Annotated in this window: 21 protein-coding genes; 7 read left to right on the top strand and 14 right to left on the bottom strand. The window is 66.2% G+C overall.

Annotation, left to right across the window (positions count from 1 at the left end):
* Window positions 1-43 precede the first annotated feature (43 nt).
* Genes EJO69_RS04490 through EJO69_RS04500 form a run of 3 tightly spaced genes read left to right on the top strand, consistent with a single transcriptional unit; the run spans window position 44 to window position 3,355 of the window.
* Window positions 44-1,540, top strand: a complete 1,497-nt coding sequence (locus tag EJO69_RS04490) for an aminopeptidase P family protein (RefSeq protein WP_425454738.1) — start codon at window positions 44-46, stop codon at window positions 1,538-1,540.
* 2 nt (window positions 1,541-1,542) lie between these two features.
* Window positions 1,543-2,799: a magnesium transporter MgtE N-terminal domain-containing protein gene (locus EJO69_RS04495; protein ID WP_126042335.1), complete on the top strand. Its 1,257-nt coding sequence runs from the start codon at window positions 1,543-1,545 to the stop codon at window positions 2,797-2,799.
* The gene (locus EJO69_RS04500) at window positions 2,792-3,355 is read left to right on the top strand and encodes a DUF1003 domain-containing protein (RefSeq protein ID WP_126039705.1); all 564 of its coding nucleotides are present in this window, start codon (window positions 2,792-2,794) and stop codon (window positions 3,353-3,355) included. Before EJO69_RS04495 ends, EJO69_RS04500 begins: the two co-directional genes overlap by 8 nt.
* A 68-nt stretch (window positions 3,356-3,423) precedes the next feature.
* On the opposite strand, the gene EJO69_RS04505 is transcribed toward EJO69_RS04500, so the two are convergent.
* Window positions 3,424-5,346: an acyltransferase family protein gene (locus EJO69_RS04505; protein ID WP_164519870.1), complete on the bottom strand. Its 1,923-nt coding sequence runs from the start codon at window positions 5,344-5,346 to the stop codon at window positions 3,424-3,426.
* Window positions 5,347-5,478: 132 nt separating this feature from the next.
* On the opposite strand from EJO69_RS04505, the gene EJO69_RS04510 reads away from it, so the two are divergent.
* Window positions 5,479-6,606 (top strand): Mrp/NBP35 family ATP-binding protein, encoded by a 1,128-nt coding sequence (locus EJO69_RS04510; RefSeq protein WP_126039708.1) that lies wholly within the window; start codon window positions 5,479-5,481, stop codon window positions 6,604-6,606.
* Window positions 6,607-6,769: 163 nt separating this feature from the next.
* Here EJO69_RS04510 and EJO69_RS04515 read toward each other — a convergent pair whose 3' ends face one another.
* Window positions 6,770-7,264 carry a twin-arginine translocase TatA/TatE family subunit gene (locus EJO69_RS04515; protein WP_126039710.1) on the bottom strand — a complete coding sequence of 165 codons (495 nt, stop codon included), beginning with the start codon at window positions 7,262-7,264 and terminating at the stop codon, window positions 6,770-6,772.
* Window positions 7,265-7,451: 187 nt separating this feature from the next.
* Between EJO69_RS04515 and EJO69_RS04520 the strand changes: the two genes are divergently transcribed.
* A complete protein-coding gene (locus tag EJO69_RS04520) occupies window positions 7,452-8,081 on the top strand; it encodes an O-methyltransferase (protein ID WP_126039712.1) in 630 nt (209 codons plus the stop codon).
* Window positions 8,082-8,127: 46 nt separating this feature from the next.
* Here the strand turns inward: EJO69_RS04520 and EJO69_RS04525 are convergent, their stop codons facing one another.
* The 3 genes from EJO69_RS04525 to EJO69_RS04535 form a co-directional block, all read right to left on the bottom strand.
* Complete coding sequence (locus tag EJO69_RS04525) at window positions 8,128-8,295, bottom strand: DUF3117 domain-containing protein (RefSeq protein WP_126039714.1); 168 nt, start codon at window positions 8,293-8,295, stop codon at window positions 8,128-8,130.
* 68 nt (window positions 8,296-8,363) lie between these two features.
* A complete protein-coding gene (locus EJO69_RS04530; protein WP_126039716.1) occupies window positions 8,364-9,143 on the bottom strand; it encodes an LOG family protein in 780 nt (259 codons plus the stop codon).
* A gap of 10 nt (window positions 9,144-9,153) precedes the next feature.
* Window positions 9,154-10,689: an NAD(P)H-quinone dehydrogenase gene (locus EJO69_RS04535; protein ID WP_245993771.1), complete on the bottom strand. Its 1,536-nt coding sequence runs from the start codon at window positions 10,687-10,689 to the stop codon at window positions 9,154-9,156.
* Window positions 10,690-10,773: 84 nt separating this feature from the next.
* Here EJO69_RS04535 and EJO69_RS04540 point away from each other — a divergent pair, with 84 nt between their 5' ends.
* Together EJO69_RS04540 and EJO69_RS04545 are read left to right on the top strand one after the other, a co-directional pair.
* Window positions 10,774-11,583: a purine-nucleoside phosphorylase gene (locus EJO69_RS04540; protein WP_126039718.1), complete on the top strand. Its 810-nt coding sequence runs from the start codon at window positions 10,774-10,776 to the stop codon at window positions 11,581-11,583.
* Entirely contained in the window at window positions 11,580-13,247 is a 1,668-nt protein-coding gene (locus tag EJO69_RS04545) for a phospho-sugar mutase (RefSeq protein ID WP_126039720.1), read from the top strand. The genes EJO69_RS04540 and EJO69_RS04545 overlap by 4 nt, the downstream gene beginning before the upstream one ends.
* 202 nt (window positions 13,248-13,449) lie before the next feature.
* On the opposite strand, the gene EJO69_RS04550 is transcribed toward EJO69_RS04545, so the two are convergent.
* From EJO69_RS04550 to EJO69_RS04590, 9 genes are all read right to left on the bottom strand, one after another.
* A complete protein-coding gene (locus tag EJO69_RS04550; protein ID WP_126039721.1) occupies window positions 13,450-14,058 on the bottom strand; it encodes a hypothetical protein in 609 nt (202 codons plus the stop codon).
* Window positions 14,059-14,060: 2 nt separating this feature from the next.
* Entirely contained in the window at window positions 14,061-15,341 is a 1,281-nt protein-coding gene (locus EJO69_RS04555) for a thymidine phosphorylase (RefSeq protein ID WP_126039723.1), read from the bottom strand.
* Window positions 15,334-15,741, bottom strand: coding sequence for a cytidine deaminase (locus EJO69_RS04560; RefSeq protein WP_126039725.1), 408 nt, complete (start codon window positions 15,739-15,741; stop codon window positions 15,334-15,336). Before EJO69_RS04560 ends, EJO69_RS04555 begins: the two co-directional genes overlap by 8 nt.
* A complete protein-coding gene (locus EJO69_RS04565) occupies window positions 15,738-17,021 on the bottom strand; it encodes an ABC transporter permease (protein WP_211331494.1) in 1,284 nt (427 codons plus the stop codon). Before EJO69_RS04565 ends, EJO69_RS04560 begins: the two co-directional genes overlap by 4 nt.
* Window positions 17,018-18,190, bottom strand: a complete 1,173-nt coding sequence (locus EJO69_RS04570) for an ABC transporter permease (protein WP_245993773.1) — start codon at window positions 18,188-18,190, stop codon at window positions 17,018-17,020. Before EJO69_RS04570 ends, EJO69_RS04565 begins: the two co-directional genes overlap by 4 nt.
* Window positions 18,187-19,716 carry an ABC transporter ATP-binding protein gene (locus EJO69_RS04575; protein WP_126039727.1) on the bottom strand — a complete coding sequence of 510 codons (1,530 nt, stop codon included), beginning with the start codon at window positions 19,714-19,716 and terminating at the stop codon, window positions 18,187-18,189. The genes EJO69_RS04570 and EJO69_RS04575 overlap by 4 nt, the downstream gene beginning before the upstream one ends.
* A gap of 117 nt (window positions 19,717-19,833) precedes the next feature.
* Window positions 19,834-21,006, bottom strand: coding sequence for a BMP family lipoprotein (locus EJO69_RS04580; RefSeq protein ID WP_245993775.1), 1,173 nt, complete (start codon window positions 21,004-21,006; stop codon window positions 19,834-19,836).
* Between the two features lie 162 nt (window positions 21,007-21,168).
* Entirely contained in the window at window positions 21,169-22,242 is a 1,074-nt protein-coding gene (locus tag EJO69_RS04585; protein WP_126039729.1) for a mannose-1-phosphate guanylyltransferase, read from the bottom strand.
* Window positions 22,239-23,438 carry a YihY/virulence factor BrkB family protein gene (locus EJO69_RS04590; protein ID WP_126039731.1) on the bottom strand — a complete coding sequence of 400 codons (1,200 nt, stop codon included), beginning with the start codon at window positions 23,436-23,438 and terminating at the stop codon, window positions 22,239-22,241. The genes EJO69_RS04585 and EJO69_RS04590 overlap by 4 nt, the downstream gene beginning before the upstream one ends.
* Between the last annotated feature and the right edge of the window lie 76 nt (window positions 23,439-23,514).

A 23,514-nucleotide genomic window follows, 5' to 3' on the forward strand; every position in this document is an offset into this window, starting at 1 on the left:
ACAAACGTCGCCAGGACGAACCGTGGGCCGAAGGGGTGACAGAATGGGGTCCATGAGCACTGAGACTGAAGATCGTGGTTCCAACCGTTCGCAGCGCCCCGACAGCAGGGCGTTTCGAGAGTTCATCGGGGAGGACTGGGGGCCGCGCCCGGCGGGACCCGAACGTTCCGAGGCCGCTGACTACACGAAGGAGCGCAGGCGCGCCCTGAGCCGGAGGTTCGAGGGTCAGCGGCTGGTCATCCCGGCCGGCGAGCTCCGTGTCCGCTCGAATGACACCGACTATCGCTTCCGCGCGCATTCCGCCTTCGCGCATCTCACGGGCCTCGGCGGCGAGCTGGAGCCGAACGCGGTGCTCGTCCTCCATCCGGTCGAGGGCGAGGAGCACGAGGCGGTGCTCTATTTCCACCCCCGCAGCCCGCGCACCGCCGAGGAGTTCTGGGCGGACTCCCGCTACGGCGAGTTCTGGGTCGGCGCGCGCCCCTCACTCGAGGAGATGACGACGATGACCGGCATCCGCTCCGAGCACATCAACAGCCTGCCCGACGCGCTGGCGAAGGACCTGGGCCAGGTCCAGCTCGCGGCGATCGCCTCAGTCGATGCGAAGATCGACGCCCAGATCGAGGAGCTGCGCCGGCGCGAGTCCCTCACGGAGGGGCAGACGCTCGACGCGAAGCTGCTCGAGGCGACGAGCGAGATCCGGCTCCGCAAGGACGCCTGGGAGATCGCGGAGATCCAGAGGGCCATCGACGTCACGGCGCAGGGCTTCGAGGACATGATCGCCTCCCTCCCCCGGGCCGTCGACCACTGGCGCGGTGAGCGCGTCCTCGAGGGGGCGTTCGCCGCCCGTGCCCGCGAAGAGGGGAACGGACTCGGATACGACACGATTGCGGCCGCGGGCAACCACGCCAACACGCTCCACTGGATCGTCAACGATGGCCAGGTCAAGGAGGGCCAGCTCGTCCTCATCGACGCCGGCGCCGAGGTCGACTCGCTCTACACGGCCGACATCACCCGCACCCTCCCGGTGAACGGCACGTTCACCCCGGAGCAGGCCGCGGTCTACAGCGCCGTGCTCGAGGCGTGCGAGGCCTCCCTCGCCAAAGCGAACGAGCCGGGTGTCCGCTTCCGAGAGCTTCACGAGGCCGCCATGGTCGTCATCGCCCGCCACCTCGAGGAGTGGGGCTGCCTCCCCGGAACGGCAGAGGAATCGCTCGCACCCGAGGGCCAGTTCCATCGGCGCTGGATGCCGCACGGCACCTCTCACCATCTCGGCCTCGACGTCCACGACTGCGCGCAGGCACGCCGGGAGATGTACCTCGATGCCGAGCTGGAGCCGGGCATGGTCTTCACCATCGAGCCGGGCCTCTACTTCCGCGAGGACGACGAGAAGATCCCGGAGTGGCTGCGCGGCATCGGCGTCCGCATTGAGGACGACATCCTCGTGACCGAGGACGGCGCCCGGCGCCTGTCCGAATCGATTCCTCGCACAATCGAGGATGTCGAGGCGTGGATGACGCGCGTCTGGGCACAGAGGAGCTGACCATGCGGACCCGAGTCTTCGCCGGTCGACTTGCGGGCACGGGCGTCTTCGATCCGATCGGCGACCGGGTCGGCAAGGTCCACGATGTCGTCGTCCTCTTCCGCCTCGTCGGGCCGCCACTCGCGGTCGGCCTCGTCATCGAGGTGTCCGGCAAGAAGCGTGTCTTCCTGCCGCTCACACGAGTCACCTCGATCGCGAACGGCCAGGTCATCACCACTGGACTGGTCAACATCCGACGCTTCTCCCAGCGCTCGACGGAGACGCTCGTCATCAGCGAGATCCTCGACCGCCGCGTCAGCTTCAAGGACGGCAGCGGAAGCGCGGTCGTCATCGATCTCGCGATCGAGGAGTATCGCCGGGCCGACTGGCGGGTCTCGCACGCCTACGTCCGCACCGACCGGGACGGTCCGCACGGCGGGGAGTCCCTCATCGTCCCGGTGGGCGACGTGATCGGCCTGGCGACCGGGAAGGAGGGGCAGGCTGCGACCGCCCTCCTCGCCCGCATCGCCCACCTCAAACCCGCGGACGTCGCCGAGGTGTTCCGCGAGCTCCCCGGCGATCGCAGGCTCGCGGTCGCGACCGCCCTCAACGACGAGCGGCTCGCCGACGTGCTCTCCGAGCTCGGTGACGAGGAGCGCGTCGCCATCCTCTCCGATCTTGACCTCGACCGGGCCGCCGACGTCCTCGACGTCATGCAGCCCGATGATGCCGCGGACCTTGTTGCCGAGCTCCCATCGAGCCACGCCGCCCTGCTGCTCGAGCGGATGGATCCCGAGGAGGCGGAGGACGTCCGGCGGCTCCTCGCCTACGACGAGCGGACGGCCGGCGGTCTCATGACGACCGAGCCGATCATCCTCGGCCCCGACGCCACCGTCGCCCACGCGCTGGCCTCCGCACGACGGACGTCGGTGACTCCGGCACTCGCAGCGACGATCTTCGTCACCCGGCCGCCGCTCGAGAGCCCCACCGGGCGCTATCTCGGCGTCGTCCACCTCCAGCGGGCACTGCGCGAGCCGCCGTCGACGCTGCTCGGGCAGATCATCGATACCGACATCGATCCGCTCAGCCCGGAGGACGGGATGGGGTCGGTGGCGAAGCGGCTCGCGACATACAATCTGACCGCCCTGCCCGTCGTGGACGATTCTCGACTGCTGCTGGGCGCCGTATCGATCGATGACGTGCTCGACCACCTCCTGCCGGACGACTGGCGGACGACCGAGGATGACGAGACCGACATGAGAGTGGAGCGAAATGGCTGATCGTTTCAGTGAACCACTCGAGGGCCGCGAACGCCGCCTTCGCCGGCTCCGCACGCGCAGGGACTCCGATCGGGTCGGGCAGATCGCAGAGACGATCGCCCGCTTCACCGGCACGCCCCGCTTCGTCATCTACCTGACCGTCTTCGTCGTCATCTGGCTCCTGTGGAACTCTCTCGCCCCCGTGCATCTGCGTTTCGACAGCGCCGCACTCGGGTTCACCGCACTCACCCTCATGCTGTCGCTTCAGGCCTCGTACGCCGCCCCCCTCATCCTCCTCGCCCAGAACAGGCAGGACGACAGGGACAGGGTCGCCAACGAGCAGGACCGGCAGCGGGCCGAGCGCAACCTGGCCGATACGGAGTATCTGACGCGGGAGATCGTCGGCATGAGAATGACTCTGGGCGATATGGCGACGCGCGACTTCGTACGCTCCGAGCTGCGCGACATGATCGACGAGCTCGATCGCGAGCGAACCGACCGGCTGCGCGAGCGGGAGGAGCGCATCGCCCAGCTCCAGGCTGAGATCGAAGAGTTGAGGGGCTCGGAGGAGGACTGAGCCTGCTGACGGGCTCCCCTCGACAGCCATGGGATGCGCCGCGACTGGTCACGCCGGATCGGTGCGGCTCACCGAGGATCCACGGCGTCTTTCACCGTGTCGGCGTAGATGCGGCCGCCCTGTCTGCCGGGATGAATGACGTCGCCGGCGAGCAGGTCGGTGTGGTCGGCGATGGCCGAGTGCCAGTCGGCGATCCTCACACGGTCGGGGTGCATCTGCGCAGCTGCCACGATCACGTCGTTGGCGCTGGGAATCCACGATGCTCGAGCGGGTCCGAATGCGGTGGTGAGGATGACGGTCCGATCAGGGCCGGCTGCGTCGAGGATCCTGTCGACGTCGTCCTCTGAGACAGGCCCGTTCGTGGCGAGCGAGACGACGAGGAAGTCGCCGAGCGTACCCTGCGCCGCGTGGAGGGCGATGAGGTCGGGCGCCGTGTGGATGCTGCGGGACTCCTCGGCATCGATGACGATGCCCGGCATCGCCTCCTCCATCGCGGGCTTCGATGCGAGCGTGACGGAGTCGCCGATGACGGTCACCTCGTCCCAGCTGGCTGGAACCGCGGGCGTCTGCGTCGGCATCTCCGGCCCATCCGCAGAGGCATCTACGCTTGGCTCCGGGCTGGTGCGCGCGGTGGGTGCGGCGCTGGGTCGATCTGCGGGTGGCGGCTGCGTCATTGTCCCGCCGATGCTGTCAGGGTCGAGCCGCTCCGGCTCTCCTGCCCCCATGCCGCCCTCCACGATGCCGCTCCTGCCGTCCTCGACGGCCTGCTGGCCGGAGGAGACAGAGGGCGAGACGATGACGGCCGCGACGGCGAGCGCCAGGGCGAAGCCCGGCAGGGTGATGGCGCCGATGGTGGCCGCGGGGTTGATGGCGGCGAGGCTCTGACGTATGTGGGCGAACCACGGACCCACTCCCATCCGCCGTATCGGGTTCTCAACGTGACGGTAGGAGAGGTCGGCGAGGAGCACCGACGCGGTGACGACGAGGGCGGCGGCGAGCAGCGGGTCGAGCAGCGGGTACTGATAGGAGAGCAGCACGTAGAGCGGCCAGTGCCACATATAGATTCCGTACGAGCGCACGCCGACCCATGACAGCGGCGCGCTGCTGAGGAGTCCGCGCAGGGCAGCCGCCGGTGCCGAGTCCACATCGGGCAGGAGGGACCGGATGATGATCAGTGCGAGCAGGCTCGCGACCACCATCCCCCACGGGTACATGAGGGGCGAGTTCTCTGCGATGAGCCCCGCTGCGACAAGTGCGCACAGGCTCAACCATCCCGCCGTGCCCCACAGGCCGGACAGGCGGCTCGGCGATGTCTCGCACTCGACCACCGACCGCTCCGCGGCGAAGGCGAGGCCGGCTCCGACCATAAGCCCCCACAGGTGCGTGTCGGTACCCATGTACGCGCGCGTCACGTCCGTTGCGACAAGGACGGTGTGGAGGGCCACCGAACCGGCGGCGATGGCGAGGGCGGCAGCGATGCGCCAGCGCCTGCGCGTCTTGACGAGTGCGAGGACGATGATCGGCCAGAACAGGTAGAACTGCTGCTCGACGGCGAGTGACCACATGGTGGTGAGGAGAAGAGGGCTCGACTGGTCGAAGTAGGACGAGCTGTTCGCGATCTCGACCCAGTTGTAGGTCGCGGTCAGCGACCCGATGACCTGGCGACCGAGGGCGACGAGAGCATCGCCACCGACAAGCAGCGCGAGGGCGGCAGAGCCGATCGTGGCGAGCAGAGCGGCCGGGAACAGCCTGCGGAACCGGCGCGCCCAGAAATCCTTGAGGCCGCCCCTGCGGGCAAGGAGGAGGCTGGTGATGAGGAATCCGGACAGGACGAAGAAGACGTCGACGCCGATGTAGCCGATCCCCGCCCATCCCGGGATCAGGTGGTAGACGAGGACGAGACCAGCTGCGATGGCGCGGAGCCCGTCGAGGCCCTCGATGTGGCGGATCCGCGCACGTGGTTCGGTCGTGACGACCGCTGCTTGAGGCACTCCATCCCTCCCGTTCCGACAGACCATCGTACCGCCCGGGAGCGGCGATGGCTGTGGCACAGCAAACGTGAGAACGCCTACTGTGAGGCGGGGACCTGGATTACATACGGGTTCATCACTAGAATATTGAGTATGACGACACCCAGCGAGGAAGCAGTACGGGAAGCCCTCGGCACCGTTCTTGATCCTGAAATCCGCCGCCCAATCACCGACCTGGACATGGTCCGCAGCGTCGACATCAACAACGGCGATGTCACCGTCGGCATCGATCTCACGACGCAGGGATGTCCGCTCCGCGGCACGATCTCGACCGACATTGAGAATGCTGTCGGCAAGGTCGCGGGCACGACCTCCGTCGCCGTCGATTTCGGTGTCATGACCGATGAGCAGCGCAAGAACCTTCAGACGAAGCTGCGCGGCGGCGTCCCCGAAGCCGTCATCCCCTTCACTCAGCCGGGCTCCCTCACCCGCATCTACGCCATCACATCCGGCAAGGGCGGCGTCGGCAAGTCGTCGATGACCGCGAACCTCGCCGTGGCGATGGCGAAGTCGGGACTTCGGGTCGGCATCGTCGACGCCGACATCTACGGCCACTCGATCCCCGACATGCTCGGCGTCACCCAGCCCCCGACCCGTGTCGAGGACATGATCATGCCGCCCGTCGCACAGGGCGTCAAGGTCATCTCCATCGGCATGTTCACGCAGGGCAACACGCCCGTCGTGTGGCGCGGCCCGATGATGCACAGGGCGCTCCAGCAGTTCCTCGCCGACGTCTTCTGGGGCGACCTCGACGTCCTCCTTCTCGACCTGCCCCCCGGCACCGGCGACGTCGCCATCTCGGTTGCACAGCTTCTGCCCAACTCGGAGATCGTCGTCATCACCACCCCGCAGCAGGCCGCCGCACAGGTCGCGGAGCGCGCTGGGGCAATGGCCGCCCAGACGAACCAGAAGGTCATCGGTGTCATCGAGAACATGTCCTTCCTTGAGCTGCCGGATGGCTCCCGGATGGACCTCTTCGGCACCGGCGGCGGCGAGCAGGTCGCCTCGGAGCTGACGAGGATCCTCGGCTACGACATCCCCGTCCTCGCCGAGATCCCGATCGAGCAGGAGCTGCGCGAGCAGGGCGACGCCGGTACTCCCCTGGCGGGCACCGACTCCCAGTCCCCCGCCGCGACGAAGATCCGCGAGGTCGCGGATTCGCTCTCGCACAGGGCCCGCGGCCTGGTCGGACGACCGCTCGGTCTCAGCCCGATCAACTGATCTCAGACAGATGCTCCCAGCCGATTGGTTGGGAGCATCGTCATATCAGGGACGCATTGTCCTAGGGTGCTGGACGGCCCTGGTGCCGCACGCGCACTGCGGATGGACCGTGGTGGTCAGCGGCTGAGAGAGGCACCCGCGGGTCGCCGCTGTCGGCGATCGGTCAGGTTGCCTCGTCGTCGAACGGCACGGCCTCGCGGACAGGCTCCGCCTCCTCTGCCTGGACCGGCTGGTCCGCGGCCGCTGCGCCCGGATTCACCGGCGGCATGGCCTGGGACGCAGGAACGTCATTCGTACCCGGCGTGCTGTTCTGGGTGGGCGGTGGGACCGCGGCCGCACCAGCGGCAGCAGCGGCGGGCGCTGCCCGCGGCGTAGAGACTGGCCGGGCGGTGCGACTGGGCACCCGGGCCGGCGGCTCGTCCTTGAGTGCGTCCCGCACGATCCTGCGCGGATCGTACTGGCGGGGATCAAGGCTCTTGAGCTCTTCGAAATCAGGGCCGAGCTCTTCCTTGACCCGGGCCTTCGCACCCGTCGCGATCGCCTTGACCTCCCGGATGAGGCGGCCGAGCTGGGCTGCGAGCTCAGGGAGCTTCTCGGGACCAACGATGACAACAAGGATGAGCGCAATGACGATGAACTCAGTCGTGTTGATTCCCATGCCGCCCATCTTAGCGTGGGCGGGTCATACGGACAGGTACCGAAGGACTAGGCCCCACGCGTCGTGCGCCACATTGTGACGGCTTCGCCCAGACAAAACACGTCCGCCGATATCTCACGCCGGCAAAGGCGCGGGCGGGGGTCGTTTTCCACGTACGATAAGGCAGAGCGACCGTAGGAGGAATGCAATGGCGAGCGATAAGACCCTGTCCTGGGCCTATTCAGAGGAGCAGACAGCGGAGGATCAGATGATGGTCCTCGCGCGGGCTGCGGCCGAGGATCTCGGTGTCTCTGCCGTGTCGCCTGCGACGGGCGCGCTCCTGCGGCTCCTCGTCTCGATCTCTCACTCGCGCACCGCGGTCGAGGTCGGCACCGGCGCCGGGGTCTCTGGCCTGTATCTCCTGCTCGGCAATCCCGACCTCACGCTGACGACGATCGATGTCGAAGCGGAGGCGCAGCGCTCCGCCCGAGAGGTGTTCTCCCGCGCCGGCATTCGCGCATCCCGCACCCGCCTCATCAAGGGCCGATCCGCCGACATCCTCCCGAGGCTCGCCGACCGGTCCTACGATCTCGTCCTCGTCGACGGGGATCCCGAGGAGGCACCCGGTGATGCAGAGGAGGCACTGCGGATCCTCCGACCCGGCGGCCTGCTCGTCATCGCCCGCGCCCTCCTCGATGGCCGGGTGGCCGATCCTGCACGGCGCGAGCCCGAGACAGTCGCGATTCGCGGCCTCGTCCGCGATGTGCTCGACCGCAGCCCGCTGTCGTCACTGCTCCCTGTCGGGTCCGGGCTGCTTCTCGCCCAGACGCAGAGCTGAGCCCGGGTGCCGACCGAGTGGTCAGCGCCCGGGCTCACGTACACTGCTAGTTGACGATTGCGTCGAGAGCGGCCCCGAGTTCGGCTGCTTCTTCGGCGTTCAGTTCGATGACGAGACGCCCCCCACCATCAACGGGAATTCTCATGACGATACCGCGGCCTTCTTTTGCCACTTCGATGGGACCGTCACCCGAGCGGGGTTTCTGAGCTGCCATAGTCTATCTCCTTCAGTGAAGTTCACTTCACAGTTTACTTGAAACTGGCAGAGAGCGGGAGAAGATCGCTATTCGGCGTCTTCGGCACGCGCGCCCCTGTCGCCGCCGTTTCTGGCATGCACGACGGCCTTGAGACCGGCGTGGACGGCCTCGATGGCCTCCTCGGCTGTGTCGACCACGGTGAACAGCTTCTCGTCGCCGGGCGACATCATTCCCTCGGCGAGCACGCTCTTCTCCAGCCACTCGGCGAGCCCGCCCCAATACTCACGGCCGACGAGGATGACGGGGAAGGATTCCACCTTCCTCGTCTGGACGAGGGTGAGGGCTTCGAACAGCTCGTCGAGGGTCCCGTAGCCGCCCGGGAGGACGATGAAGCCGAGGGAGTACTTGACGAACATCATCTTGCGGATGAAGAAGTACCGGAAGTTGATGCCGAGGTCGACATAGTCGTTCATGCCCTGCTCGAAGGGCAGCTCGATGCCGAGCCCGACCGAGATGCCATCCGCCTCGACCGCGCCAAGGTTCGCGGCCTCCATGATGCCGGGGCCGCCGCCGGTGATGACAGCGAAATCGTCCGCGACAAGCCTCGCGGCGATGTCGCGGGCAAGCTCATAGTCCGGCTCCCCGGGGGCGGTGCGCGCCGATCCGAAGACGGAGATCGCAGGTCCCAGATCAGCGAGGGCGCCGAAGCCCTCGACGAACTCCGCCTGGATCCGCATGACCCGCCACGGGTCCGAATGCACCCACGCAGAATCCTGGCCCGGCGCGAGCAGCCTCGCGTCCGTTGTCGAATCCGGAATCTGGTGCCCGCGCAGGAGGATCGGACCGCGTCTGTAGGACCTCATCATCTGCCCCTTTCTACTGATCCAGCGTAACGGACGTGCGCGCCATCACGTTCCGGATGTGGTCGGCACCGATCGACCCCCGGAGCTGGCGCGCGGCTTCAGTGATGGAGCCGGACAGCGACGGGTAGACCGTGAACACCGATGCCACCTCGTCCGCCGTCATCCTCTGCGACACGGCGAGCGCGATGGGGAGGATGTGCTCGGAGGCCGACGGTGCGACGACGACGCCTCCGAGGATGACACGCGTCGACGCGTCGGCGAACAGTTTGACGAAGCCCTCCGTCATGCCCTGCATCTTCGCCCGCGGGTTGCGCGCCAGCGGAATGATCGTGACCAGCGCATCGAGGCCCTCATCGACCTCCCGCTGAGAGACACCGACACTCGCAATCTCGGGCGCGGTGAAGATGTTGGCGGCGACCCCTGTGAGATCGAGCGGCTCCACATAGTCCCCGAGGGCGTGGTTCATCGCAGTCCGGCCCTGCATCGCCGCCACGGAGGCGAGAGGAAGCGATCCGGTGATGTCCCCCGCGGCGTAGACGCGGAAAGCTGTCGTCCGGGACACCCGATCGACCTTAATGTGCCCAGAGTCTTCGAGCGCGACGCCGGCGAGCTCGAGTCCGATTCCGGAGCTGTTCGGGATGGAGCCGACAGCGAGCAGGCAGTGGGACGCCTCGACCTCACGTCCGTCGTCGAGCGTGACGACAACACCGTCCTCGCTCCGTCGCACGGTCTGCGCACGACTGCGGGACAGGATTGTCATGCCACGCCTTCCGAAGACCCGCTCGATGACCGCCGCACCGTCGGGATCCTCGTTCGGCAGGACCCTATCCCTTGAGGAGACGAGGGTGACCGGAACGCCGAGTGCGTTATACGCACCCGCGAACTCCGCGCCTGTGACGCCGGAGCCGACGACGACGAGATGGCGGGGCAGCTCGGTCAAGCCGTACATCTGCGTCCAGTTGAGGATCCGCTCCCCGTCCGGCTTCGCATCGGGCAGCTCCCGCGGTGTCGCGCCGGTGGCGATGAGGACGACCTCGGCTTCGAGGTCACGCACGGTGCCATCGGCGAGCTCGGCCCGGACGACTCGCGTCCCGTCGCGCCCAAGAGTGGAGGCAATCGCGCCACGGCCGTCGAGGACCGTCACGCCGACGGTCAACAGGCGGGCACGGATGTCGTTGGACTGGCGTGCGGCGAGGTCCCGGATTCGGGCGTTGATCGCGGAGAAGGAGGCTCTCCAGGGCTCCCCGGTGGCGACGATGCCGAGCTGGTCCGCGGACTCGACCGAGTACAGCCATTCCGCTGACGCGATGAGGGTCTTCGATGGCACGACATCCGTGAGAACAGCGCTGCCACCCACGCCCTTGTCCTCAATGAGCGTGCAGCGCGCCCCCAATTGAATCGCGGTCAGCGCCGCCTCGTATCCTCCGGGTCCCCCGCCGATGATGACGACCCGGGATCCCTCCCTCACCTGTGAGGCTCCGGGCAGGCGGGATTTCGGCGCTCCGGTCGCGGTCGGTCCTGTCGGCTGTTGCCCTTCGCTGTCGATCACCCACACATTGTGTCAAAGAACGTCGCTGGAGGGGCGTGATCCGTTGTGGCCTCATTCGCGAGGCCGAGAATGTAACGTGGTGCCATGACTTCAGACCCCTATGACCTTGCCTCCCAGGCTGCGGACCACATCCGGCGAGCAGCGGATATCGACGCGATCGATGTCGCTCTCGTTCTCGGGTCGGGCTGGCGCGACGCCGAGGATCTCCTCGGCGATGCAGTCGTCCAACTCCCCGCGGGCGACGTCCCCGGTTTCACGGTGTCCGGCGTCGCCGGGCACGGCGGCACGCTGACAGTGCGCCGACTGGCCGACGGTCGTCGCGCCCTCATCCTCGGCGCCCGCACACACCTCTACGAGGGCAGAGGCGTCGATCCCGTTGCCCATGGCGTACGGACGGCAGCGAAGCTCGGCGCGAAGGCCCTCATCCTCACCAATGGGTGCGGCTCCACCGTGCCCGAATGGACGCCCGGAACCGCCGTCCTCATCCGCGACCACCTCAACCTCACGGGAACCTCCCCGATCCGCGGCGCGAACTTCGTCGACCTGACCGACGCCTACAGCCCCCGGCTTCGGGAGCTCGCGAAGCGTGTCGACCCTGATCTGCCGGAAGGCGTCTACGCACAGTTCCCCGGACCGCACTACGAGACCCCCGCAGAGGTCCAGATGGCACGGCTGCTCGGCGCCGACCTTGTCGGCATGTCAACTGCGCTGGAGACGATCGCGGCCCGCGAGGCGGGCCTCGATGTCCTCGGCATCTCTCTCGTCACCAACCAGGCGGCCGGCTTCGCGCCCGCCCCTCTATCGCACAGCGAAGTGCTCCAGGCCGGCCAAGACGCCTCCGAGAGGCTCGCACGGCTCCTGTCCGACATCGTCAACGAAATGAAAGAATCATGATTGATATCGATTCCTGGATCGCCCACGACCCCGATGCTGTAACACGCACAGAGCTCATCGATCTCAAACAGCGCGCCGACAGCGGCGATTCCGCCGCCCGTGCGGAGCTGGACGACCGATTCTCGGGCCTGCTCGAGTTCGGCACGGCGGGATTGCGTGGAGAGATGGCGGGTGGCCCGTTCAGGATGAACCGGGCAGTTGTCCGCAAGGCTGCCGCCGGCCTCGTTGATTTCCTTCAGGAGAGGGTCGGCCGAGACGCGCTCCTCGTCATCGGCTACGACGCGCGCTACAACTCGCACGATTTCGCCCTCGACACGGCGGCCGTGGCGACCGCAGCGGGGGCCCGTGCCCTCATCTTCCCCCGCCACCTGCCGACCCCCCTGCTGGCGTGGGCTGTTCGCTTCCTCGGCGCCGACGCCGGCGTCATGGTGACGGCCTCCCACAACCCGCCTCGCGACAACGGCTACAAGGTGTACCTCGGCGGACGCGCTGTCGAACCCGAAGCACGCGGCGTGCAGATCGTTCCCCCTTTCGACTCTGAGATCGCCGCTCGGATCGCCGTGACGCCGCCCGCCGACGAGATCCCGATGGCGTCGACCGGCTGGAGCCTCATCGATGAGTCCGTGGTCGATGCCTATCTCGAGCGGACGAAGTCCCTCGTCGCCCCCGCACACGCCTCCGATCTCAAGATCGTCCACACGTCGATGCACGGGGTGGGCGGAGAGACGATGAGACGAGTACTCGAGGGAGCCGGGTTCACCAACGTCCACGAGGTGCCCGACCAGGCCGAACCCGATCCTGATTTCCCGACCGTGAGCTTCCCGAACCCGGAGGAGCCGGGCGCCCTCGATCTCGCGATCGCCGAGGCGAAGAGGGTCGGTGCCGACCTCGTCATCGCCAACGACCCGGACGCCGACCGGTGCTCGATCGCGATACCGACGAGCGATGGCTGGCGCCAGTTGAACGGCGACGAGATCGGCTCCATCCTCGGAGAGCAGATCGCGAAGATCGGCGCGATCACCGGAGGCACGTTTGCCTCCTCTGTCGTGTCGTCCCGACTTCTCAAGGAGATCGCGCACAGCCACGGGCTCAAGCATGCGACGACCCTCACCGGCTTCAAGTGGATCGCGCGCGCCCCGGAGATCATCTTCGGCTACGAAGAGGCGATCGGATTCTGCGTCGACCCCGAAGGGGTGAAGGACAAGGACGGTCTCACTGCTGGCCTCCTGTTCGCGTACGTCACGGCCCAGCTCCGCTCGCGCGGCCTCACCATCGAAGACCAGCTCGATAATCTGGCCAGAGCCCACGGCGTCTATCTCACCGCCCCGGTGACGATCCGCGTCAGCGACCTGGCGATCATGCCGGCCACAATGGCACACCTGCGTGCGAACTCTCCGCAGACGCTCGCAGGCCTGTCCGTCACTGAGGTCTCAGACCTATCTGAAGGCTCACCCGAGCTTCCCCCGACGGACGCCGTCGTCCTCCTCAACGAGAAGGGGGACCGCGCTGTCGTCAGGCCCTCCGGCACAGAGCCGAAGGTCAAGTGCTACCTCGAGGTCATCGAGCCTGTCGGCGAGTCGATTGAGGCCGCCCACGCCGAGGCTGCGCGTCGCATGGCACAGCTCCAGAAGGACATGTCTGCAGCACTGACACTGCCCGCGTGATCAGCTGACGCTTCCCGCGTGATCAGGTGGGGTGTGGGACTCAGTCCCACACCCCACTCGCATGTTGAGGACCGACCTCTCCTGCTCACACGGCCGCCGCGACCATCGCGCCCATGCCTTGTCAGGGATCACGCCGGCTGCGGGAGCACTGCCCACACGACGTGGGTCCAGTTACCGAGGGCCGGATGTCGGGTGGACCTGTTCACAAGGCTGTCGAGGGGAACATCGTAGAGGGCTCCAGCTGACGGCTCGTAAATCCGAAGTTTCCGCTCGCGTGCTGGCCCGGCGGGAGGACGGCGAGCACGACATGACGGGGTACGGCGCGCGCAATCCCCTGGCCGATGTTGCCGCCCGTGTACAGCGGGACCGGAAGCCCCGCCATCGTTGCATGCCACACCGCATGGAGGATCTCCCGTCCCTGCGACGTGCGATCATCGACTGCGATGGAGCGATAGGTGACACCGGGAAAGACCGCCTCCCGTGCCAGGGTCCACGGCGGACTGCCGAATCGACGCGGCCACCTCAGCGGGCCGACTGCGCGCGACCGAACACGGTCGAAGACGTCGAGCTGTCGCTCTGCGATCCTCTCCGGTTGATCGTCGAGCTCAGCCGCCAGCTGAGGGTCTCCTGACGCTCGGAGCATGAGAAGGACCGCCGCACCGCAGGTTGTGCCATCCACCTGGGTGACGACCCTGCCCCCGAGCGTGACGGGGACAGGGTCGATGAGCGATGGGGCTGCACGGACCGGATCTCGGCTTGTCACCGGCCGCTGGAGTGCAGCGACGATCCGGCCCACGTGCAGCCTCGACATGGCTAGCCGATGCGATCGAGAAGCACAGACTGCCGGGTCGACGCGACATTGCTCAAAGAGATGCCTCCGTCGAGGGCCTCCTTCGCCCGCTCGAATCGCTCCTCGTCGTCCGTGTGCAGGGTGAGGATCGGGTCGCCGGCCTTGACCTGCTCACCGATGTGGGCGTGAATGGTGATGCCGGCACCGGCCTGGACCGGGTCCTCCTTGCGGGCCCTGCCTGCGCCGAGTCGCCAGGATGCGACGCCGACCTTATAGGCATCCATGGCCGAGACGACTCCGTTGCTCTCGGCGACGACCGTCTCCGTATGCTTCGAGACGGGCAGAGGCGCGTCCGGATCGCCGTCCTGAGCGCGGATCATGTCGCGCCAGACATCCATGGCCCTGCCGTTGGCGAGGTTCTCCGCCGGATCCACATCGACCCCGGCGAGGACGAGCATCTCGCGGGCAAGTGCCACGGTCAGCTCGACGACATCAGCCGGTCCACCCCCGGCGAGCACCTCGACGGATTCCTCCACCTCGAGTGCGTTGCCGATCTTCCGTCCAAGCGGTACGGACATGTCCGTGAGGAGGGCAACGGTGGCCGTGCCTGCGCTCTGGCCGATGCGGACCATCGTATGGGCGAGCTCGCGGGCCTGATCGATGTCCTTCATGAAGGCGCCGGAGCCGACCTTGACGTCAAGGACGAGAGAGTCGGTGCCCTCGGCGATCTTCTTCGACATAATGGAGGAGGCGATAAGAGGGATCGCTTCGACAGTCGACGTGATGTCGCGAAGTGCGTAGAGCTTCTTGTCGGCGGGCGCGAGACCGCTGCCCGCGGCGCAGATGACAGCACCGATGCTCTCCAGCTGTTCCATGATCTCGTCGTTGGACAGATGCGCACGCCATCCCGGGATCGCCTCAAGCTTGTCGAGGGTCCCTCCCGTATGGCCGAGGCCGCGACCCGACAGCTGCGGCACTGCCACGCCATAGGAGGCGACGAGCGGTGCGAGCGGCAGGGTGATCTTGTCGCCCACCCCACCCGTCGAATGCTTATCAGAGGTGCGCTTCGTGAGCGAGGAGAAGTCCATGGTCTCACCCGAGTCGATCATCGCCTGGGTCCAGGTGGTGATCTCCTCGCCGGTCATGCCGTTGAGGAAGATGGCCATGGCGAGCGCCGACATCTGTTCCTCCGCCACGACGCCGCGCGTGTAGGCGTCGATGACCCACCGGATCTGATCCTCGGACAGGACCTGACGGTCCCTCTTCGTCCGAATGATGTCGACTGCGTCAAACCGTTCAACCATTGCTGTTCCTCTCGACCTTGTCCAGGTCTTCTGGTCCGAACCCGAAGGGCAGGACGTCGGACATGCGCATGATGCCCGCGGGCACCTCGATCTCCATCGTGGGACCGCCGTGCTCCCAGAGGAGCTGGCGGCACCGGCCACAGGGAACGGTGATCTCGCCGTTGCCGTTGACGCAGGTGAAGGCGACGAGCCTTCCGCCCCCGTTGCGAACGAGTTCGGAGATCATTCCGCACTCGGCGCAGAGCGCCACGCCATAGCCGGCGTTCTCCACGTTGCAGCCGGAGAAGATCCGGCCGTCCTCGGACAGCCCCGCCGCGCCGACTGGGTAGCCGGAGTACGGTGCGTAGGCCATTGTCATTGCATCTTTTGCTGCCTGGCGCAGCTCATTCCAGTTGATCATGACTTGATGTAGGGGATATTCTCCGCCGCGGGTGGGCGGGATCGGCCGACAAAGCCGGCGACCGCAAGGATCGTGACGATGTACGGGATCATGGCGAGCAGGCTCGGGTCGATCGGGTTGGTGGCGACGAGCGGGAGGAAGTCGACGATCGCCGAGGCGAAGCCGAACATGAGGGCCGCTCCCATGGCGCCGACCGGGTGCCACTTGCCGAGGATCATCGCTGCGAGGGCGATGTAACCGTTGCCGGCGGAGATGTTCTCCGTGAAGACGGCATTGGCGCCGATGGTGAACGCGGCACCGCCGAGGCCGGCGAGTGACGAACCGAGGATCGTGTTGAGAAAACGCGTCCGGTTCACGTTGATGCCGACGGTGTCGGCGGCCTTCGGATGCTCGCCCACCGACCTCATGCGCAGGCCCCAGCGGGACCGGAACAGCATGATCGTGAGGATGATGATGAGGGCATAGAGGAAGTACATGATGATCGTGTGCCGGAAGAACACTGGCCCGATGAACGGAATCTGGGAAAGCAGCGGGATCTCCCAGACCGGCAGCGAGTAGGCGATCGAGTTCCATGACGGGTTGGCCTTGACGACCGTCCCGAGCAGGAACGAGGTGATGCCGAGCACGAGGACGTTGAGAACGACGCCAACGATGATCTGATCAACCGCGTACTTGACCGAGAAGAAGGCCAGAAGAACGCCGATCAGAGCACCGGCGAGCGGTGCGGCGATGAGGCCGAGCCACGGGCTCCCGAACGCCGAGGCGACGATGATTCCGGTGAAGGCTCCAAACAGCAGCTGCCCCTCGATGGCGATGTTGACGACACCAACTCGTTCACAGACGACGCCTGCAAGCGACCCGTACACGAGCGGTGCGGCGGCGATCAGCGTCGCGGAGAAGAGGAAGGCAAGGGTGACGTACCTGGGGGAACCCGCACCCGAGTAGGTGAGGAACCCGAGAATGAGCGGCATGAGGACCAGCAGGCCGAGCCACAGGGGCTGGTGCTGGCGCTTGAGCGCTCGGACGACCGAATAGGCGGTTGCGGCGGCCATGACGGCGACGAGCACCCAGATGGCCGGGGCAGCGTGCAGGAGCAGGTCCGCACCTCCCCTCGGCCGGATGTCCTTCCACACGAACTGAGTGATGCCGTCCGCGTTGAGTGCGAAATACACCCCGAGCAGTGTGCCGAGCACGTAGATGATCGGGAGCTTCCACGAGATCGGGGCGAGAACCTCGTCCTTGGCGGGGACGGCCTGCGGCCTGTCGACGACGGTGGTCACTTTGCCTCCTGGTGAAGGGTGATGTACTCCCGGTAACCCTGCCCATCAGGCTTGGGGAAGCGGAACAGCCAGCGGATCAGCGGCGGAGCCGCGATAAGAAGAACGATGACGGACTGGAGGATAAGAATCATGTCGACGGGAACGCCCGCGCCCTGCATGCGGGGCGAGCCCGCCTTGAAGGCGCCGAAGAGCAGCCCCGCGCCGAAGATTCCGACCGGCTTGTTCCGTCCCAGCAGGGCGACGGTGATCGCATCGAAGCCGATCGAGCCCGCGGCGCCCTGTGTAAGGCTGCCGAGGGTGCCGAGCACCTGGTTGGCGCCGGCGAGGCCCGCGAGTGATGCGGAGACGAACATCGTGAGGGTGATGACCTTCGAGGTCGACATGCCTGCGGTTTCGGATGCATGGGCGTTGGCGCCAACAGCACGGAGCTCGAAGCCGAACTTCGACCGTTCGAGAAGCCACCACACAAACGCGGTCGCGAGAATGGCAAGGATGAACCCTGCGTGGAGATTGAACTCTCCACCCGGAAGGATGTCTGGCAGGCGCGCCTCCTCGGCGACGGGCTGAGACTTGGGCTGGTTATTGTTCGGCCCCTGGAAGACATCCTGGTTGAGCATGTAGAGCAGGAGGAAGCCGGCGATCGAGTTGAGCATGATCGTCACGATGACTTCGTTGGCTCCGGTTGTCGCCTTAAGGAAACCTGCGAGCCCGCCCCAGAGTCCGCCGATGATGACCGCGCCGATGAGGGCGACGAGCATGTGGACGAAGAACGGCAGATCGAGCGTAAAGCCCAGGTAGGTGGCGGCGATGGCACCGAGGATGAGCTGGCCCTGGCCACCGATGTTGAACAGGCCGGCGCGGAAGCCGAGGCCGATTCCAAGACCGGCGAGGATGAGCGGCGATGCGTCGCGCAGCGTATTAGTCAGCGGCCTGATCTGTCTGGTGAACTCGTCCTGATCCGGATCGAAAATCGAGCCCTTGAACAGTCGCCAGTATGTGTCGAGGATCGATGCGTCGGCGATCCAGATGAAGAAGGCGCCGACGATGAACGCGATGATGACCGCGAAGACGGAGATGATCCAGTTTGAGCGCAGGGCGACGTGAACCGCGGCCCTCGCCTTGAGCGACAGCGGTGCTGACTGCTTCTCTGTCTCAGTCGTGGTGCTCACTGAGCCTCCTTCTGCATGGCTTCCTCCATGGGAACGCCGGCCATCATGAGGCCGAGCACTGAGTTGGGCGTGTGTGCCGGGACGATGCCGACGATCCGACCGCGGTACATGACGGCGATGCGGTCCGACAGGGCCTGGATCTCATCGAGTTCCGAGGAGACGAGGACGACGGCGGTCCCGGTATCCCGCTCCTTGACGATCCTGTTGTGGATGAACTCGATCGAACCGACGTCGACGCCGCGCGTCGGCTGGCTTGCGACGAGCAGCTTGAGGTGGCGGGACATCTCCCGCGCGACAATGACCTTCTGCTGGTTGCCGCCCGACAGCGTCGTGATCGGGTTCGTGACGTCCGACAGTCGGATATCGAACTCATCGCGCAGCGTCTCGGCGTTCTCGAGGACCGCCTTCGGTTTGATCGACAGGCCACGCGAGAACTTCGACGAGCGGTACTGGTTGAGCACGAGATTCTCCGCCACAGAGAACTTGGAGACGATACCGTCCCTGATCCTGTCCTCCGGGATGAAGCCGAGTCCCTCGTCGACGCGCCTGCGCACGGGATGCTTGACGATCGATTCTCCATCGAGTTCGATCGTGCCCGTCGTGGGCTGGCGCAGGCCGAGGAGAATCTCGGTCAGCTCGGTCTGTCCGTTGCCCTGGACGCCGGCAATGCCGAGGATCTCGCCTGCCTGAACCTCGAGATTGATCCGTTCGAGGATCGTCACCTGATCGTCGTTGACGTAGGACAGGTTCTGGAGTGCAAGTGTGACGGGGCCGGGCGCGGGCGGCTCCTTATCGACCTTGAGCATGACGGAGCGGCCGACCATCATGGTCGCCAGTTCCGCCTCGGTCGAATCCGGGGCCGCCTCGCCGACAACCTTGCCGCGGCGGATAACGGTGATCTTGTCGGCGACGGCGCGGACCTCGCGAAGCTTGTGGGTGATGAACACGATGGACGTGCCGGCAGCCGCCAGTTCGCGCATGATCGCCATGAGCTCGTCCGTCTCGGCCGGTGTGAGAACCGCCGTGGGCTCGTCGAGGATGAGGACCTCTGCCTTGCGCGACAGCGCCTTGACGATCTCGACGCGCTGCTGCGCACCGACGGTCAGGTCCTCGATCTTGGCCTTCGGGTCGAGATCGAAGCCGAATCGCTTCGACACGTCCTCCACCAGTCTGTGGGCCTCTTTGACGTTGATGATGCCGAACGCTGGGTGGGTCGGTTCATATCCGAGCGCAACAGACTCAGCGACGGTGAAAACGGGGACGAGCATGAAGTGCTGATGCACCATGCCGATGCCCGCGGCAACCGCGTCACCCGGTCCGTTGAACCTGACGGGTTTTCCGTCGATTCGGATTTCGCCCTCATCCGGGTCGTAGAGACCGTAGAGGACATTCATCAGGGTTGACTTACCGGCGCCATTCTCTCCCAGGAGGGCATGGATCTGACCCGGTTCAACCTCGAGGTCGATATGGTCGTTGGCGATGAGGGAACCGAACTTCTTTGTGATCCCCACGAGCTCAAGCTTCACCTTGGCTGCTGCCTTTCTGTTGTCGGCGGTTCATCGTCGAACAGCCCGTCAGAGATAGGTGGGCGGGCCCCCGAACCATGCATGGCATGGTCACCGGGCCCGCCCTCCCGTTGTGTCCTACGGTGCGTTCGGCGTCTCGACGACGAGCTCGCCGGAGATGATCTGCTCGCGCAGATCCTCGACCTCAGCGATGAGGTCGGCCGGGACCTCGGACTCGAGATCGTGGAACGGAGCGATGTCGACGCCGCCGTTCTCAAGCGTGCCGATGTACGGCTCGGACGAGAAGCTCTCCTCGGCGACATCGGCGATGGCGTCGAGGACCGACGCGTCGATGGCCTTGAGCACGGATGTCAGGATGATGGACGAGAACTCGGATGCGGACTCGTACCAGTCGGAGTCGACGCCGATGATCCACACGTCGCCAGCGGACTGAGCGGCTGCAGCGGCACCGAGGCCGACCGGGCCGGCCACCGGCATGATGATGTCGGCACCCTGGTTGATGAAGCCGTTCGCGAGCTGCTGGCCCTGGGCCTGATCATCGAACGAGTTCGAGAAGGAGCCGGTCTGGGCCTCCTTGTCCCAGCCGAGAACCTGGACGTCAGCGCCATTGGCCTCGTTGTAGGCCATGACACCGTCGTAGAAGCCGTCCATGAAGATCTGGACGGACGGGATCGGCAGACCGCCGAAGGTGGCGACAACACCGGTCTCCGTCATACCGCCGGCTACGTAGCCGGCGAGGAAGGCGGCCTCAGCGGTGTTGAAGAGGAGCGGGCGGGCGTTGTCGGACGGGGTGTTGAAGCCCGAGTCGACGAGTGCGAACGAGATGTCCGGGTTCGCCTGTGCACCTGCACTGGTGGCCTCTTCGAGAAGGAAGCCGACGCCGATGACGATGTCACAGCCCTCGGCCACCATGGCCTGGACGTTCGGACCGAAGTCGGTGTCGGACGACGACTCTGCCGTCGAGCTGTTCACGCCCATGAGGTCAACTGCCTGCTGGAGGCCGTTGAAGGCGGATTCGTTGAATGACTTGTCATCCCAGCCGCCGGCGTCGGAGACGAGGCAGGCGGTGTAGTCGGAGGCATCGATCGATGCGTAGTCGCGGCCGGCATCGGCCTCGGGCTCCTCTGAGTCGGTCTCCTCGGGAGACTCGGTGTCCTCGGCATCCTCAGTGTCGGTGACCTCGGGCGTCGTCGCCTCGTCAGTCGCGTCGGTGTCTGCGTCATCTGCGCAGGCCGAGAGTACAAGAGCAGCGGCACCCATCAGTGCCATGAAAGACGTGGATTTCTTCACGTGTTACTCCTACGGGTAAGCCCATGCCGGTCGGCACGGATTCTCAATCAGCATAACTGTTAACAGGCGGTGAACATGCCATAAATGGACTCTTTCGGCGGTTACAGTTTCATGACGAGCGTGTAACACATTATTGCCGCAGATGACCTCCTCGTCCAAAATCTATCGAAGAGGCTCAAGATCGCCCGTAAGGCCCGTGACGACGCCACTGAGCCCCGAAGAGGCCTCCCTTGTTGTAACAAGTATCACATCGCCGCTGTCGACCACAACCGCCCCAGGGATCCCATGGATGACGATCGGGCGGTCATGCGCGTAGACGACCGAGCCCTCGGACTCGCTCACCATGACCGACTGTCGCGCACCCCCGCGAGAGATGCCGGACTCAGGATCGACGAGGTGGGCGGCGAGCGAGTCGTAGCCGCCGATGTCGGACCAGCCCATCGACACGGGCACGGTCGCGACGCCTCCCTCGGCCGCCAGGGGTTCGGCGATCGCGCGGTCGATGACGGAGATCTCGAGCGAGTCCCACGCGCTCATCGCCTCACCTCGATCAGGCCCGTCCCAGCGCGCGGCGATGCTCCGAAGACCCGCCGCGAGATCCGGCTTGTACCGCGCCAGCGCGTCGAGCAGCACGCCGGCCTTCGCGATGAACATGCCGGCGTTCCACGTGTACTCACCCGATTCAACGTAGGCTGCGGCGGTTGCCAGGTCAGGCTTCTCGAGGAACTCCTCGACCCCAAACACCCCGTCGACAGACGTCTCCGTGCCCTGGCGGATATAGCCGAAGCCCGTATCGGGGCCCGTGGGTGTGATGCCGACGGTGACGACGAGACCCTCCTGGGCCGCGTCGATCGCCCGCCGAACCGCCCCCTGGAACGCCGCAGCATCTGTGATCACGTGGTCGGCTGCGAAGGAGCCGACCACGGCATCCGCGCCATAGCGCTGCTCGACGATGGCGGCGACGAGTCCGATCGCGGGCATCGTTCCCCGCGGCGACGGCTCGATGACGAGATCCTCACGGTCGATGCCGAGCTGCTCGGCAACAGCCTCCGCGTGGGCCGAACCGGTGACGACGATGAGGTCATCGACGAGGGGCTCGAGCCGGTCGGCGGTGGCCTGGATGAGGGTGCGTCCCGCCCCCGTCATATCGATGAGAAACTTCGGGTGGGAGCGCCTCGACAGCGGCCAGAGCCTGGTTCCTGCCCCGCCTGCGGGCACAATGGCGACAAACGTCATGAGAGGTCCTTCTCCCGATCGAGCCTGTAGCTCATCTTCTCATTCTCGAGTTTGAGCCGGAGCTCCCGAATACGGGCGCGTCGCCTCACGCCCTCGACCGTGTCCCATTCGGGCAGGTCCTCTCTCTGCCGGTCCGACAGCTCCGGATCGGCGGTGAGGTCGGGCACGACGATGCCGGTGAACGGTTCGTGGTTCCACGATGTCGTCTGCGGAACCGAGAGGGTGACGTAGTTGGGCGTTTCCTCCGCATGGATGGATTCCGGCACCGTGACCTTCGCAGGGGCGGGCGGGTTGGCGGTGAAGGCCGCCGCCAGGAGGACGATGCGGGAAACGAAGTTGACCCACAGCAGCAGGGTCGCGATGGCGACGAACGAGCCGAGGATCGGATTGTCGGAGACGGAGCCGATGACGGACGTGCCGAGCAGGCGGACAACCGACGTGCCGAGGGCGCCGAGGCCGGCTCCCAGGAGAAGATCCCGCCGGGGCGGCCTCGCCCCGGCGGTGAAGCGGAACAGCAGCACGATGACGGCGAGATCGACGAGGAACGCCACGGCGAGTGAGGCGATGCGAATGAGCCAGAGCGCGACGGTCCCCTCGATGCCGATGAAGCCGAGGATGCTGTCCCCGAGCGTGCTCGCGGCCGAGGTGAGGACCGAGCCGACGAGAACACCGAGGGCGAGCGCCACGAATGCCGCGAGGTCGCGCACCTTGAGCATGACGGCGTTCTCCGGGAGCCGAGCGATGCCGAACATCGATCGGATCGACATCTTCAGCGCGTTCATGACCGACAGCGCCGTCCAGAGGAGCACGCCTGCCGCGATGATCGAGGCCGGGTTGAGCGCGGTGTCGAGGACCAGCGCCTCGGGATCGACGAGGCCGTCCGGGTTCTCGGCCGTCTGGAGGATCCCGGGCAGTGCGTCGTTGACACCGCCGAAGACGGTCTCGCGCAGGTCATCGTTCTGGCCGAGCACGGACATGAAGACGGTGATGCCGATCGTGAGGGCGGCCGCGATGGAGAACAGGGCTGAATAGGCGATGCCGCCGGACAGCATCGGCCCCCTCGCCGCTCCATATCGCTGGAATGCGCGGAGCAGCCGCAGATTCATCAGCTTATGGAGGATCGGTTCCTTCTCGACGGTGGCTGCGCGCGTTGAGGGCACAGCCGCCGGAGCGTCGTAATAGATCTCATCAGCCACGGACCCACCCTAACCAATGAGGGGGCGCATGGTCGTGCGGAATGGGCAATCAACGGGCAGATGTCCCGGCTGGCTT

Origin of the sequence: Flaviflexus salsibiostraticola (assembly GCF_003952265.1) — a bacterium.
In the GTDB taxonomy this organism is placed as follows: Bacteria; Actinomycetota; Actinomycetes; order Actinomycetales; family Actinomycetaceae; genus Flaviflexus; species Flaviflexus salsibiostraticola.